Annotated in this window: 17 protein-coding genes; 11 read left to right on the top strand and 6 right to left on the bottom strand. The window is 58.7% G+C overall.

The features are described 5' to 3' along the window. Positions 1–881 (bottom strand): aminotransferase class I/II-fold pyridoxal phosphate-dependent enzyme (locus ERD80_RS17380; protein WP_136547813.1); only part of this gene is annotated, 881 nt, incomplete at its 3' end. An 85-nt stretch (positions 882–966) separates the two neighbouring features. Between ERD80_RS17380 and cutC the strand changes: the two genes are divergently transcribed. The 3 genes from cutC (at position 967) to ERD80_RS17365 (ending at position 3402) form a co-directional block, all read left to right on the top strand. Continuing rightward, entirely contained in the window at positions 967–1719 is a 753-nt protein-coding gene (gene cutC, locus ERD80_RS17375; RefSeq protein WP_058774576.1) for a copper homeostasis protein CutC, read from the top strand. A gap of 168 nt (positions 1720–1887) precedes the next feature. Continuing rightward, on the top strand, positions 1888–2736 hold the full coding sequence (locus ERD80_RS17370) for a hypothetical protein (RefSeq protein ID WP_021509960.1): 849 nt from the start codon (positions 1888–1890) through the stop codon (positions 2734–2736). 45 nt (positions 2737–2781) lie between these two features. Next, complete coding sequence (locus tag ERD80_RS17365) at positions 2782–3402, top strand: LysE family translocator (protein ID WP_136547811.1); 621 nt, start codon at positions 2782–2784, stop codon at positions 3400–3402. A gap of 3 nt (positions 3403–3405) precedes the next feature. Here ERD80_RS17365 and cmoB read toward each other — a convergent pair whose 3' ends face one another. The 3 genes from cmoB to ERD80_RS17350 form a co-directional block, all read right to left on the bottom strand. Continuing rightward, on the bottom strand, positions 3406–4374 hold the full coding sequence (gene cmoB, locus ERD80_RS17360; protein ID WP_021509962.1) for a tRNA 5-methoxyuridine(34)/uridine 5-oxyacetic acid(34) synthase CmoB: 969 nt from the start codon (positions 4372–4374) through the stop codon (positions 3406–3408). After that, a complete protein-coding gene (gene cmoA, locus ERD80_RS17355; RefSeq protein ID WP_058757507.1) occupies positions 4371–5099 on the bottom strand; it encodes a carboxy-S-adenosyl-L-methionine synthase CmoA in 729 nt (242 codons plus the stop codon). The genes cmoB and cmoA overlap by 4 nt, the downstream gene beginning before the upstream one ends. 78 nt (positions 5100–5177) lie before the next feature. Further along, positions 5178–5999, bottom strand: coding sequence for a DUF72 domain-containing protein (locus tag ERD80_RS17350; RefSeq protein WP_136547809.1), 822 nt, complete (start codon positions 5997–5999; stop codon positions 5178–5180). Between the two features lie 230 nt (positions 6000–6229). Between ERD80_RS17350 and aspS the strand changes: the two genes are divergently transcribed. From aspS to ruvB, 6 genes are all read left to right on the top strand, one after another. Then, the gene (gene aspS, locus ERD80_RS17345) at positions 6230–8011 is read left to right on the top strand and encodes an aspartate--tRNA ligase (RefSeq protein WP_058757509.1); all 1782 of its coding nucleotides are present in this window, start codon (positions 6230–6232) and stop codon (positions 8009–8011) included. Then, complete coding sequence (gene nudB, locus ERD80_RS17340; protein ID WP_136547807.1) at positions 8011–8442, top strand: dihydroneopterin triphosphate diphosphatase; 432 nt, start codon at positions 8011–8013, stop codon at positions 8440–8442. Before aspS ends, nudB begins: the two co-directional genes overlap by 1 nt. A gap of 239 nt (positions 8443–8681) precedes the next feature. Further along, complete coding sequence (locus tag ERD80_RS17335; protein ID WP_021509967.1) at positions 8682–9425, top strand: YebC/PmpR family DNA-binding transcriptional regulator; 744 nt, start codon at positions 8682–8684, stop codon at positions 9423–9425. A gap of 37 nt (positions 9426–9462) precedes the next feature. Continuing rightward, the gene (ruvC, locus tag ERD80_RS17330; protein ID WP_136547805.1) at positions 9463–9990 is read left to right on the top strand and encodes a crossover junction endodeoxyribonuclease RuvC; all 528 of its coding nucleotides are present in this window, start codon (positions 9463–9465) and stop codon (positions 9988–9990) included. Between the two features lie 154 nt (positions 9991–10144). Then, on the top strand, positions 10145–10759 hold the full coding sequence (gene ruvA, locus ERD80_RS17325; protein WP_021509969.1) for a Holliday junction branch migration protein RuvA: 615 nt from the start codon (positions 10145–10147) through the stop codon (positions 10757–10759). 8 nt (positions 10760–10767) lie between these two features. Continuing rightward, positions 10768–11772: a Holliday junction branch migration DNA helicase RuvB gene (ruvB, locus tag ERD80_RS17320; RefSeq protein WP_021509970.1), complete on the top strand. Its 1005-nt coding sequence runs from the start codon at positions 10768–10770 to the stop codon at positions 11770–11772. A 6-nt stretch (positions 11773–11778) separates the two neighbouring features. Here the strand turns inward: ruvB and znuB are convergent, their stop codons facing one another. Both znuB and znuC read right to left on the bottom strand, forming a co-directional pair. Next, entirely contained in the window at positions 11779–12564 is a 786-nt protein-coding gene (gene znuB / locus ERD80_RS17315) for a zinc ABC transporter permease subunit ZnuB (RefSeq protein WP_127834164.1), read from the bottom strand. After that, the gene (gene znuC / locus ERD80_RS17310; RefSeq protein ID WP_136547803.1) at positions 12561–13316 is read right to left on the bottom strand and encodes a zinc ABC transporter ATP-binding protein ZnuC; all 756 of its coding nucleotides are present in this window, start codon (positions 13314–13316) and stop codon (positions 12561–12563) included. The genes znuB and znuC overlap by 4 nt, the downstream gene beginning before the upstream one ends. A 77-nt stretch (positions 13317–13393) precedes the next feature. On the opposite strand from znuC, the gene znuA reads away from it, so the two are divergent. Together znuA and ERD80_RS17300 are read left to right on the top strand one after the other, a co-directional pair. Further along, positions 13394–14365, top strand: a complete 972-nt coding sequence (gene znuA, locus ERD80_RS17305; protein WP_058774581.1) for a zinc ABC transporter substrate-binding protein ZnuA — start codon at positions 13394–13396, stop codon at positions 14363–14365. 14 nt (positions 14366–14379) lie between these two features. Then, positions 14380–14704, top strand: a 325-nt coding sequence (locus tag ERD80_RS17300; protein WP_282183379.1) for an OapA N-terminal domain-containing protein, incomplete at its 3' end; no start/stop codon positions are given.

Below are 14704 nucleotides of genomic sequence, written 5' to 3'. Positions count from 1 at the left end.
CGATTGGCGCGCAGGTAAGCCAGCTGGTCTGCCAGCCACGCATCACCGCCGCGCCATGCGGCTTCCGCCGCTACCAGCGCCAGAATATCCACGCCCGGTACGATGCCTTCACGCACCTGCTTAAAGCGTTTCCGCAGTTCGGGATGAGGGATAATGGCCATGGACGCACCCAGCCCTGCGATGTTGAAGGTTTTAGACGGCGAAATCAGGGTAATGCTGCGCTGGGCGGCGTCTTCGCTCAGCGAGGCAAACGGAATGTGCTGTACGCCGGGCGTTAACAGCAGGTCACAATGGATTTCATCGGAGCACACCAGCAAATCGTGGCGTTGGGCAAAGGCCAGCTGCGCTTCCAGCTCATCACGGCGGTAAACGGTGCCGCCCGGATTCTGCGGATTGCACAGCATGAGCAGGCGCTCGTTGCCCTGCATCTGGCTGTCATCCAGCTGCATAACCCAGCGATCCTGCTGTAACTGCAATGGCAGATTGACCTGAGCGCGCTGCGCCAGCCGCGCCGCCGCGCGAAACGGCGGATAAATCGGCGTCGGTGCCACGGTGCTCTGCGACGACTCGGTAAATGCCCGGACCGATAAATTCAGTCCGCTCACCACGCCCGGCAGCAACACAATCCATTCCGGCTCAATCTGCCAGCCATAGCGCTGGGCTAAGCGGGAAATAGTGATATCAATCAAACCGTGCGGCGTCGCGCCATAGCCGAAAACACCGTGGTCGGCACGCTGTTTAATGGCCTCAATGATGCACGGCGGCGAGCGAAAATCGGTGTCGGCAACCCACAAAGGCAGCACATCGCGATCACCATATTTGTGCCATTTCAAACTATCGCTGTGACGACGGTCTATCCCTTGATCAAAATCGAATGCCATAGTGCGCTTTCCACGTAAACTGTCTGAATGAGCAGACTAACTGATGCACTCCTCCCGAGCCAGCAGTCATGAAAAGGAGCAAGGTATGACGAAACTGGAAATTTGTTGCTATGGCATCGACTGCGCAATGACTGCGCAGGCGTCCGGTGCCGATCGCGTGGAGCTGTGCAGTGCTCCGCGTGAAGGCGGACTGACACCTTCGGCGGGTATGCTGGAAGCCGCACAGCGTGAACTGACCATTCCGGTCCACCCGATCGTGCGGCCGCGCGGCGGCGATTTTTGTTACACCGCACGCGAATTTGAGGTGATGAAATCGGACGTGGCGCGCATTCGCGAGCTGGGTTTTCCTGGCCTGGTGATTGGCATGCTGGACGAAGATGCGCACGTCGACACGGTACGCATGCAGCAGATTATGGCGCTGTGCGACGGCATGGCTGTGACCTTCCATCGCGCCTTTGATTTGTGCCACAGCCCGAAGCGTTCGCTGGAGGTGCTGACTGATTTAGGGATCGCCCGCGTTCTGACTTCCGGTCAGCAGCAGAGCGCTGAAACCGGAATTGCATTATTACGGGAACTAAATGAATACAGCACCGGTCCAATCATTATGGCAGGGGCAGGCGTGCGCCTCAGCAATCTGCAAAAGTTCCTCGACAGCGGATTGCAGGAAGTCCACAGCTCCGCCAGCCGCGCCGTCGCGTCACCGATGCGCTACCGTAAAGCCGGTGTCTCGATGTGTTCTGAAGCGGAAACCGATGAATTCAGCCGCTCCTGTGTCGATGGCGATGTCGTCGAAGCCATGAAGAGCATGATGCAGATGAGCGTTGACCGGGTCGCCTGACCCGTACCAATTTTGCCGCGCAGCACGCCGAAAACCTGACGTGATGTTTGCAAGTACCAAACCCCAGTTCCTTGCTGGGGTTCTTTTTGTCTGCCGCTTCGCCATGAATAGCGCATTGGTGAAAAAGATGCTTTGATTACTCTATGGCTTAACGCGCGGATAACGCTGATGAAATCCCTCCCTTATGCTGTTGTGATTCTGCTGTTCCCCGTTGCCGGCGCGGCGCTGGCCGCCAGCAGCACCTGCCCGCCGCTGAGCAAAAACATCACCAGCAGCAACAACTGGATTATGCTGGGCGGCGATGCCAAAGGCGCGGTGCGCCAGGTGGTGGCCGGGGAGTTTGGTAAAGACGTCAACTCGCAGAAGCGCGTGCTCGGGCAGTTTGACCAGTGCGGCGATCTGATGGTGGCTGACATCACCTATGACAAAAGCGAAGGCAACGTGGTGCTGAGCATGGAGCAGCATATCGCGCGCGTGCAGCGCGGCTGGGTGGCTGACTATGCTTATCTGGTTAAAGTTACCCGCGCGGGCAAAGAGGAAGTGGTGGATAACCGGCAAGGCACCATCAGCTGGCAGATGGGGCAACACGGCAACATCATCAGCGCCTCGGACAAATTCACCAGCATGGGGAAAGAGGGCTTTACTGATACCACTTACCGCTACGATAAACACTTCCGGCTGGAAAAAAGTATTGCGCGCGGCAGCGATGAACTGACCAACGGCGAGAATACCTGGCGCTGGAATCCGCAGGGGCTGGTGGTGGCATCCACCAGCGCGCGCAGTAAAGATACCTACAGCTACGATAATCAGTGGCGCGAACTGCGGCTGCACGGCACCTCGACCACGCCGGTTAGCACTTTGCGCTCGGTGGATGAGTGCCAGTTGTGGGACGAGGTGGGCAATTGCACGCTGAGCTATTTGCATGAGACCGAAGTGTTTGCCAAAGGCACCATTGAGCGGCATCTGAGTTCGGCCTACAAATATCAGTACTGGGATCGTCCGGCGACGGACAATTGATGCGCCGTCGCGTATGCTGTTCTGTGCACAACCCGGGAGCCCATTATGACACTGATTATTTCATTCCTTTTCGCCATTACCCTGCTTACGCTGACGCCCGGCTTCGATACCGCGCTGGTGCTGCGTTCAGCGGCTGCGCAGGGCTGGCAGCGTGCCTCGGCGACGGCATTGGGCGTTACGCTCGGCTGTCTGGTGTGGGGTGTGGCGGTCGGGCTGGGCTTAGGCGCGCTGCTGCTGGCTTCGGAAATGGCTTATAACCTGCTGAAAGGCATCGGTGCCCTGTACCTGCTGTATCTCGGCGTCAGACTGCTGCTTAACCCGCGCAGCACGGTGGCCAGCGGGCAGGAGGGGCAAAAGCGGGAAGAGCGCTATCTGACCTGCTTCGCGCGTGGCCTGACCGGTAACCTGCTCAATCCCAAAGTCGGGGTTTTTTACGTCACTTTCCTGCCGCAGTTTATCCCGGCCGGCGGATCGGTGGCGCTGTGGTGCACGCTGATGGCGCTCACCCACATGGTGATTGGCTTAGTGTGGAACGCGGTATTGATTAGCGGCAGCCAGTACTTTGCTGGTCATCTGCGCCGTCCGGCAGTGTTAAAAGTGATGGATCGCCTGACCGGCTGCGTGTTTATTGGTTTCGCCGCGAAGCTGGCGCTGTCGCGGCGTTAAGCGTTACGGTTTGCGCGCCACCAGCACGGCACGCAGCGGGGCGGGATAGCCTTCAATCGTTTTGCTGCTGTCGTGCGGATCGAGGAACTCCGCCAGCGATTCGCTGGTCATCCAGTCGGTGCGACGCTGCTCTTCCACCGAGGTGATGGCGTAATCGGCGATGCGCACATCGACAAAACCGCACTTCTCCAGCCAGTTTTTCAGCGCCGCCGCAGACGGAATAAAGTAAACGTTGCGCATCTGCGCATAGCGTTCACCCGGTACCAGCACCGCGTTTTCATCGCCTTCAATCACCAGCGTCTCCAGCACCAGTTCGCCGTCGCTGACCAGCTGATTTTTCAGCTGCAGCAGATGGTCGAGCGGCGAACGTCGGTGATAGAGCACGCCCATGGAGAACACGGTATCGAACGCCTGCAGCGCCGGTAGCTGTTCAATGCCCAGCGGCAGCAGATGCGCACGGCGATCGTCACCCAGCAGCTTACGCACCGCTTCGAACTGGCACAGGAACAACTGCATCGGATCGATACCGACCACCAGCTGCGCGCCGGCACCAATCATACGCCACATGTGATAACCGCTGCCGCAGCCCACATCCAGCACGGTTCGACCGGCCAGCGAAGAGATATGCGGCAGCACACGGTCCCACTTCCAGTCGGAGCGCCATTCGGTGTCGATGTCGCAGCCGTAGAGCGAAAACGGCCCTTTGCGCCACGGCATCAGGTTACGCAGCAGCTTTTCGATGCCGGCGCGCTGGCGATCGGTTAACGCGTCATGCTGCGCGCTGACGCTGTGCAGCAGATCGAGCTGCTGCGGCACCAGCAGCGGCAGATTGTCGACCGACTTCTCCCAGTTGCGAAAATGTCCGTGCAGGTTTTCACGCTGCCAGGCGGCGACCTGCGCCGGCAACACTTCCAGCCAGCTGGCGAGCGGGCCGGTGGCGATTTGCTGATAAAAACGGCCAAAATCAATCATTTCAACGCCACCAGTGAGCCAAAGTTAAAGCACTGGAACCACAGCTCGGCGTGGGCAAAGCCAGCGCTTTTCAGACGGGCTTTATGCGTTTCCACGCTGTCCGTCAGCATCACGTTCTCCAGCATGCTGCGCTTCTGGCTGATCTCCAGCTCGCTGTAGCCGTTGGCGCGCTTAAAGTCGTGGTGCATGTTGAACAGCAGTTCGCCGACGTCGGCATCTTCAAAGCTGAACTTTTCCGACAGCACCAGCGCACCGCCCGGATTGAGGCCGGCAGCGATTTTTTGCAGCAGCGTCAGGCGCGCGTCCGGCTCAAGGAACTGCAGGGTAAAGTTGAGCACCACCAGTGAGGCGTTTTCAATGTGGATATCGCGGATATCCGCCTCCAGCACCTGCACCGGCGTAGCAGCGCGGAAGGCGTCGATGTGACGGCGGCAGCGTTCCACCATCGCCGGCGAATTATCGACGGCAATAATCTGGCAACCCGGTGCCTGAATATTGCGGCGCACCGCCAGCGTGGCCGCGCCCAGCGAGCAGCCGAGATCGTAAACCTGGCTGTTGGGCTGCACAAAGCGTTCTGCCAGCATGCCAATCATCGAAATGATGTTGGAGTAACCCGGCACCGAGCGCTGAATCATATCGGGAAAGACTTCAGCCACGCGCTCGTCAAAGGTCCAGTCGCCCAGTTTATCGATGGGCGCGGAGAATAGCGTATCGCGGTCAGACATAATGAATTATCCGGAGAGAAAACGGAAAGGGCGCTATTCTGGCAGAAACTGCCGCAGGCTGCACCCGTTTCCCTGCGTTTAGAACAGGCTGGATTGCTGTGGCCAGGCGGGGAGCGGGCGCAGCGTCGGCTCCAGCTGTTGCAGCTGCGGCCACAGCGCCTGCAGCAGCGGAAACACCGCGCCCATATCCGGCGTGTGGATGAACAGCAGCGGGTCGCTGTCGTGCTGCCAGTCCGCCAGTTTTTGCTGCCAGACATCAAACAGCGGCAGGCTCTCCTCCACGCTGTCGCTGCCGATAAAGCGCACCATCGGCTGTCCGGCAGTGCGCACCGCATGCGTCGGCACGCGCGGCTTTTGCGCGCGCGCATGCGCGGCGGCCGGGCTGAGCGAGGCAGAGGCGTGCACCGGACGGCTGTCGAGAATCACCCGATTAACCCCGCGCTGATGCAGGCCGCGATTCAGCGCGCGCTCGGCCTCGCCTTTGGCAAAAAAGGCCGCATGGCGCACTTCAACGCCATAGTGAAAGCTGCGCGGCAGGCGATCGAGAAACGCCCATAAATCTGTCAGCTGCGCCGGTGAAAAGGCGGCGGGCAGCTGCAGCCAGTACTGGCCGATGCGCTGGCTGAGCGGATCCAGCAGGCGCAGAAATTCATTCACCAGCTCATCGCAGTTCTTCAGCGCCGCTTTGTGGCTGATGGTGTCAGGAAATTTAAAGCAGAAGCGAAAGGCGTCGTCAGTCATGTCATACCAGCGCTGCACTACTTCGGGTTTGGGCAGCGCGTAAAGCGTGGTGTTGCCTTCGACGCAGCCGAACAGCCGGGCGTAATCCGCCAGGGTTTCGATACCCAATACTTTCCAGTTGGCGTGCTGCCATTGTGGTAATCCAATACGAAGTGTCAAAACTGCTCCTGCCTGCTGTGGCGCGGAAAATGCGCCGTACGTTACCCGGTTTTGCCACGGGCAGGAACCGATCGCGCGGCAAACGCTGACGATTTGTCCGCTTTGCGCGGGATCTGCTTATCCTGCCTGCCATTTTCCATTATAATAGCCGCCTTTTTTGCGGCAGCATCTCAGAAGGTTATGCGGCCTGATGCTGTCTGGCAGCAGCGGCGAAGTTAAAAGGATACGTTATGCGTACAGAATATTGCGGACAGCTCAATCTGTCTCATGTGGGTCAGCAAGTTACTCTCTGCGGCTGGGTCAATCGCCGTCGCGATCTCGGCAGCCTGATTTTTATCGATATGCGTGACCGCGAAGGCATCGCGCAGGTGTTTTTCGATGCCGATCATCAGCAGGCTTTCCAGCTGGCGTCTGAACTGCGTAATGAATTCTGTATCCAGATCACCGGTACTGTGCGTGCGCGTGAAGAGAAAAACCGCAACAGCGACATGGCCACCGGTGACATCGAAGTGTTCGCCCATGAGCTGAACATCATCAACCGCGCAGAACCGCTGCCGCTGGACTCTAACCAGACCAACAGCGAAGAAGCGCGTCTGACCTATCGCTACCTCGACCTGCGTCGTCCGGAAATGGCGCAGCGTCTGAAAACCCGTGCCAGAATTACCAGCTTTGTGCGCCGCTTTATGGACGGTGAAGGCTTCCTCGACATCGAAACCCCGATGCTGACCAAAGCCACGCCGGAAGGCGCGCGTGACTACCTGGTGCCGAGCCGGGTGCACAAAGGTAAATTCTACGCGCTGCCGCAGTCACCGCAGCTGTTTAAACAGCTGCTGATGATGTCTGGTTTTGACCGCTACTATCAGATCGTCAAATGCTTCCGTGACGAAGACCTGCGTGCAGACCGTCAGCCGGAGTTCACCCAGATCGACGTGGAAACCTCGTTCATGAGCGCTGAGCAGGTGCGCAGCGTGATGGAGCAGATGATCCGTGAACTGTGGCTGGACATCAAAGGCGTCGACCTCGGTGACTTCCCGCAGATGACCTTCGCCGAAGCGATGAATCGTTACGGCTCCGATAAGCCAGACCTGCGTAACCCAATGGAGCTGGTAGACGTTGCTGACCTGCTGAAAAGCGTTGAATTCCAGGTGTTCGCCGGCCCAGCAAACGACCCGAAAGGGCGCGTTGCGGCGCTGCGCGTGCCGGGCGGTGCCGCGCTGACGCGTAAGCAAATCGACGAATACGGCAGCTTTGTCGGCATTTACGGTGCCAAAGGTCTGGCGTGGATGAAGATTAATGCGCGCGCCAGCGGTTTCGATGGCGTACAGAGCCCGGTGGCCAAATTCCTGACGCCAGAGATCGTTGAAGCTATTCTGCAGCGTACCGACGCGCAGGACGGCGACCTGATCTTCTTCGGCGCCGACCGCGCCAAAGTGGTGGCGGATGCGCTGGGTGCACTGCGCCTGAAAGTGGGCCGTGATCTGCAAATCACCAATGATAAAGCCTGGGCCCCGCTGTGGGTGGTCGACTTCCCGATGTTCGAAGAGGACGACGAGGGCGGCCTGGCGGCGATGCACCATCCGTTCACCTCGCCAAAAGCGCTGACGGCGGAACAGCTGGCGGCCGATCCGACGCAGGCGGTGGCTAACGCCTACGATATGGTGATCAACGGTTATGAAGTGGGCGGCGGTTCGGTGCGTATCCACAGCGGTAATATGCAGCAGACGGTGTTTAGCATTCTGGGCATCAGCGAAGAAGAGCAGCGTGAGAAGTTTGGCTTCCTGCTGGATGCGCTGAAGTTCGGTACCCCGCCGCACGCAGGTCTGGCATTCGGTCTTGACCGTCTGACCATGCTGCTGACCGGCACCGACAATATCCGCGATGTGATTGCGTTCCCGAAAACCACTGCGGCGGCCTGTCTGATGACTGAAGCGCCAAGCGAAGCCAATCCGGCGGCGCTGGCGGACCTCGGTATCCAGATCGCGCCGAAGAAAGTCACTCCAGAGACGAAATAATGGGCTATAAACACCCGGTATCGGTGCTGGTGGTGATTTTTGCGCAAGATACCGGCCGGGTGTTAATGCTGCAGCGGCGCGATGACCCCAGCTTCTGGCAGTCGGTTACCGGCAGCCTGGAGCCGGGCGAAACGCCAGCGCAGGCAGCGCTGCGGGAAGTGGCCGAGGAGCTGGCGATCGACATCGCCGCCGAAGGCCTGGTGCTGGAAGATTGTCAGAAACAGATTGAGTTTGAAATCTTCCCGCACTACCGCCATCGCTACGCGCCGGACATCACGCACAACCGGGAACACTGGTTCCGGCTGGCGTTACCCGCCGAGCGCCAGCCGCTGCTGAGCGAGCACCTCGCTGCGCAGTGGCTGCCACCGGCCGCCGCCGCCGCGCTGACCCGCTCATGGAGTAATCGTCAGGCAATCGACGAATTTATCTGAATGCCCGCCACCGCGCGTTTTTCCGGTAGCGGCTCAGTTACATTGACAACCTTAACTCAGCGCAGTGGCTTAACCATGCGCTGCATAAGCTGAACAGCCGGGCGTAATCGGCGCAGCGAGGTCGGCTGCCGCCAGCGCACAGCAACCGCAGCGTACTGATGTACGTGAGGATTGCGAGCACTGCCGGAAGGCGAGATCGCAAGTAAGATAGCCCGTGCAATATACAAGAGAGATGAGATATGGCTGGACATAGTAAATGGGCGAATACGAAGCACCGCAAAGCGGCACAGGACGCTAAGCGCGGTAAAATCTTCACCAAAATCATTCGCGAGCTGGTCACTGCCGCGAAGCTGGGCGGTGGCGATGCCGGCTCCAACCCGCGTCTGCGCGCAGCGATGGACAAAGCCCTGTCCAACAACATGACGCGTGACACCATGAACCGTGCTATCGCGCGCGGCGTCGGCGGTGAAGATGACAGCAACATGGAAACCATCATCTATGAAGGTTACGGTCCGGGCGGCTCTGCGGTCATGGTGGAGTGTCTGAGTGATAACCGTAACCGTACCGTGGGCGAAGTGCGTCACGCCTTCAGCAAAACCGGCGGTAACCTCGGCACCGACGGTTCGGTATCTTACCTGTTCAGCAAGAAAGGCGTGATCTCCTTCGCGCCAGGCCAGGACGAAGATGCCGTGATGGAAGCGGCGCTGGAAGCCGGTGCAGAAGATGTCGTGAGCTATGACGATGGCGCGATTGACGTCTTTACCGCGTGGGAAGAGCTGGGCAGCGTGCGCGATGCACTGGAAGCCACTGGTCTGAAAGCCGACAGTGCTGAAGTGTCGATGATTCCATCAACCAAAGCGGAACTGGATGCCGAGACGGCTCCTAAACTGCTGCGTCTGATCGACATGCTGGAAGATTGTGATGATGTGCAGGAAGTTTACCATAACGGTGAAATTTCTGATGAGGTAGCGGAAACGCTGTAATGGCGTTACGCAAATCCCTGCAATACGGAGACGCGCTATGGCGATAATACTCGGGATTGACCCCGGCTCGCGCGTCACCGGCTACGGTGTCATCCGCCAGACCGGCCGCCAGCTCAGCTATCTGGGCAGCGGCTGTATCCGCACTAACGTCACCGATCTGCCTTCCCGCCTCAAACTGATTTACGCTGGCGTCAGCGAAATCATCACCCAGTTCGCGCCGGATTACTTCGCCATTGAGCAGGTGTTTATGGCGAAGAACGCGGATTCGGCGCTCAAGCTGGGGCAGGCGCGTGGCGCGGCAATTGTCGCAGCGGTTAATCTTGATCTGCCGGTGTTTGAGTATGCGGCCCGTCAGGTGAAGCAGACGGTAACCGGCATCGGCAGTGCGGAAAAAAGCCAGGTGCAGCACATGGTGCGCACGCTGCTCAAACTGCCGGCCAATCCGCAGGCGGATGCCGCCGATGCGCTGGCCATCGCCATCACCCATTGCCACGTCAGCCAGAATGCGGCGCGCATGAGCGTCAGCAAACTGGTGCTGACGCGCGGACGTTTGCGATCCGGTTAGCAAAAGCGTGGCCATTCAATAGGCTGGATATGCATCCAGCCTTTTTTATGATATACATAGCCGACATTTTACCTCCAGCAGGCGCGCGGTTGAGCGCGGTGTGGCAGGAGGCCGATGATTCAGACGCTTACACATACACTAAGGAATTGCTCAGGTGATTGGTCGTTTACGAGGCATTATTCTGGAAAAACAGCCGCCGCTGGTGCTGATTGAGGCGCACGGTGTGGGTTACGAAGTGCACCTGCCAATGACCTGCTTTTACGAGCTGCCGGACATCAATCAGGAAGCGATTATCTTCACCCAGTTTGTGGTGCGGGAAGATGCGCAGCTGCTGTTCGGGTTTAACAGTAAGCAGGAGCGGGCGCTGTTCCGTGAGCTGATCAAAGTCAACGGCGTCGGGCCCAAACTGGCGCTGGCGATTCTATCCGGCATGTCGGCGCAGCAGTTTGTCACGGCGGTGGAGCGCGAAGAGATCGCCTCGCTGGTGAAGCTGCCGGGCGTGGGCAAGAAAACCGCTGAGCGTCTGGTGGTTGAGATGAAAGATCGCTTCAAAGGCATGCACGGCGACCTGTTTGGCGGCGACTCGGCGTTTACCCTGACCACGCCGTCGGCACAGCAGGATAACAACGACGCCGAGGCTGAAGCAGTTGCGGCGCTGGTAGCGCTGGGTTATAAACCGCAGGAAGCCAGCCGTATGGTCAGCAAGGTTGGCAAACCAGATGCGGATTGTGAAACCCTGATTCGCGAAGCCCTGCGCGCTGCTATTTGAGGTAATTCATGATTGAAGCCGACCGCCTGGTCTCGGGCAGTTCTTTCACTGAGGAAGAGAGCCTCGACCGCGCTATTCGCCCTAAACTGCTGACGGAATATGTCGGGCAGCCGCAGGTGCGCGAGCAGATGGAGATTTTCATCCAGGCTGCCAAACTGCGCGGCGATGCGCTGGACCACCTGCTGATCTTTGGTCCGCCCGGGCTGGGCAAAACCACGCTGGCCAACATCGTGGCTAATGAGATGGGCGTCAATCTGCGCACCACCTCCGGTCCGGTGCTGGAAAAGGCCGGTGACCTGGCGGCGATGCTCACCAACCTTGAACCGCACGACGTCCTGTTTATCGATGAAATTCATCGCCTGTCGCCGGTAGTGGAAGAGGTGCTGTATCCGGCGATGGAAGATTATCAGCTGGATATCATGATCGGTGACGGACCCGCGGCGCGCTCGATCAAACTGGATTTGCCGCCGTTCACCCTGATTGGCGCTACCACCCGCGCAGGCTCGCTCACCTCACCGCTGCGCGATCGCTTTGGGATTGTGCAGCGCCTGGAGTTCTACAATGTGCCGGATCTGCAGCACATCGTCGGACGCAGCGCCGCCTGCCTGGGGCTAACGCTGAGCGAAGAGGGCGCGCTGGAAGTGGCGCGTCGCGCGCGCGGTACGCCGCGTATCGCCAACCGCCTGCTGCGCCGTGTACGTGACTTCGCCGAAGTGCGCGCCAGCGGCAACATGAGTGGCGAAGTGGCCGCCAGCGCGCTGGATATGCTCAATGTGGACAATCAGGGCTTCGACTATATGGACCGCAAGCTGCTGCTGGCGATCATCGACAAGTTCATGGGCGGTCCGGTGGGGCTGGATAATCTGGCGGCGGCGATTGGTGAGGAGCGTGAAACCATCGAGGACGTTATCGAACCCTTCCTGATCCAGCAGGGCTTTATTCAGCGCACGCCGCGCGGCCGGATGGCCACGCAGCACGCCTATAAGCATTTCGGCATCAGCCGCGAAGAGTAACCGGCGTCACGCCGCCGGTTTTTTTGCCATGCTGATAATGAACAGTACCGCAGCACACAGCACCACCGACGGACCGGCCGGGGTGTCGTAGCTGGCAGAGAAAGTCAGGCCACCAGTGACGGCAATGATGCCGATGAGCACCGCAAAGCCGGCCATCTGTTCTGGCGAACGCGAGAAGCGTCGCGCCGTGGCGGCTGGAATGATCAGCAGTGAAGTAATGATCAGCGCGCCAACAAATTTCATCGCCACACCAATGGTCAGCGCGGTTACCAGCATCAGCATCAGGCGGGTACGCTGAATGTTTACCCCGTCCACCTGAGCCAGCTCCGGACTGATGGTCATCGACAGCAGCGAACGCCATTGCCACGCCATCACCACCAGCACGATTGCCACGCCGGCCGCCATCAGCGACAAATCGTCCGGGGTGATCGCCAGCAAATCGCCAAACAGATAGGCCATCAAATCAACGCGCACGCCCTGCATCAGACTGACCACCACCAGACCCAGCGACAGCGCGCTGTGCGCCATAATCCCTAACAGCGTATCGATCGCCAGATGCGGGCGTCGCTCCAGCCACACCAGCCCTAGCGCCAGGCACACTGTCACCAGAATCACCGCATAATAGGGGTTGACGTTGAGCAAAAGACCAAACGCCACGCCGAGCAGAGAGGCGTGGGCGAGGGTATCACCGAAATAGGACATGCGGCGCCAGACGACAAAAGAGCCGAGCGGACCGGCCGCCAGGGCCAGCAATACGCCGCCCAGCCAGCCGGGTAATAACAGTTCAATCATGACGGGCCGTTTCCTTTGCGCAGAACAATGCGTCCCTGTAAATCGTGACGGTGATTATGGTGATGACGGTAAATCGCCAGCTGCTGTGCGCCGCGCGGGCCAAACATGGCGATGAATTCCGGGTGCTGCGAGACGGCTTCCGGCGTGCCGGAACAGCAGATGTGATGGTTGAGGCACAGCACTTCGTCGGTCTTTGCCATCACCAGATGCAGGTCGTGCGACACCATCAGCACGCCGCAGTTGAGCTCGCGTCGCAGTTGATCGATCAAGTCGTAGAGCGCCACCTGGCCGTTAACATCCACGCCCTGCGTCGGTTCGTCCAGTACCAGCAGCTGCGGCTGGTTGAGCAGGGCGCGCGCCAGCAGCACGCGCTGCGTTTCGCCACCAGACAGTTTTTGCAGCGGTGACTGCAACAGATGGCCGGCCTGCACCCGCTTCAGCGCCGGCAGAATATCGTCACGGCGACTGCCGCGCGTCAGACGCATAAAGCGCTCTACGCTGATCGGCAGCGTCGGATCGATGTGCAGCTTTTGCGGCACATAGCCAATACGCAGCCCCGGCGCGCGGCGGACGCTGCCGCTGTCTGGCGTGAGCAGGCCGAGTACCGTGCGCACCAGCGTGGACTTGCCGGCTCCATTGGGACCCAGCAGGGTGAGAATTTTGCCCGGCTGCAGCGACAGGCTGATGCCTGCCAGCACCGTGCGCTGGCCAAACTTCACCGAAATGTTTTCGAGTGTAACAAGTGACGACATGATATTTACAGGTTGCATTGAATTTCGAATGTTATAATATCACATTCCATCACCTGGTCACGATGGAATGACGCATTATGTTACACAATAAAAAGCGCCTGGCTTTTACCCTTTCTGCGGCGGCGATCGGCCTCGCCACCACGTTTTCCGCGCAGTCTGCGGTGGTGGCTTCAATCAAGCCTCTCGGATTTATCGCAGCCGCCATTGCCGATGGCATTACGCCGGTTGAAGTATTGCTGCCGGACGGTGCCTCAGAGCACGATTATGCCTTACGGCCATCCGATGTAAAACGTATTAAAAACGCTGACTTAGTAGTATGGACCGGTCCGGAGATGGAAGCCTTTCTGACGAAGTCCGCCGGAGAGTTACCAGCCAGTAAAAACCTTGAAATTGCCGCCTTGCCTGGCGTAAAACCGCTATTGATTAGCGGTGGTGAAGATGAGGACGAACATGAGCACGGTCACGATCACGACCATGACTCAGACAATTCTGAGAAGCAAGACCCGTCTCATACTCATCACCACCACGGCGAGTTTAATATGCACCTGTGGATGTCGCCGGAGATTGCGAAACAATCTGCTGTTGCAATCCACGGAAAATTATTGGAACTTATGCCGCAAAGCAAAGCCAAACTTGACGCCAACCTGCAGCAGTTTGAGGCACAATTGGCGGACACAGACAAACGGATTGGCGCACAACTCGCGCCGGTACGGAACAAGGGTTATTTCGTTTTTCACGACGCTTACAGCTACTTTGAGAAACATTACGGTTTATCACCATTAGGTCATTTTACCGTCAATCCTGAGATCCAGCCGGGCGCCCAGCGTTTACATCAAATACGAACACAGTTGGTTGAGCAGAAAGCAGTCTGCGTTTTTGCTGAACCACAATTCAGGCCGGCGGTCATCGATGCCGTGTCTCGCGGAACCAGCGTGCGTAAAGGCACCCTCGACCCGTTAGGCATGGGAATCAGCTTAACCAAAGACAGCTACGTGAAATTCCTCTCACAGCTGTCAAGCCAGTATGCGAGCTGCCTGAATGGAGCATAGAGGAATAGGTAAAAGTGCAGCAGATAGCCCGCTCTGTCGCCCTCGCATTTAATAATTTGCCGCGCCCCCACCGCGTTATGCTGGGGTCACTCACCGTTGTTACACTGGCCGTCGCTGTCTGGCGGCCTTACGTCTATCATCCCCGCGATGTTGCGCCCATCGTGAAAGACATCACGCTGGACAAAAACGAGCTGCGCACGCTGCTGCCGGAAGCCAGTGAACCGATCGATCAAACCACGGCGGAACCGGAAGACGAGATCCCGTCGGATGACATCGACAAAGACGTACCGGTCAATCCCGATCAGCATGACTACACCGTTTCCTCGGGCGATACGCTGA

It is taken from the genome of Pantoea sp. R102, from assembly GCF_004916815.1.
Classification (GTDB): Bacteria; Pseudomonadota; Gammaproteobacteria; order Enterobacterales; family Enterobacteriaceae; genus Pantoea; species Pantoea dispersa.
This window is presented reverse-complemented; position numbering and strand designations above follow the sequence as displayed.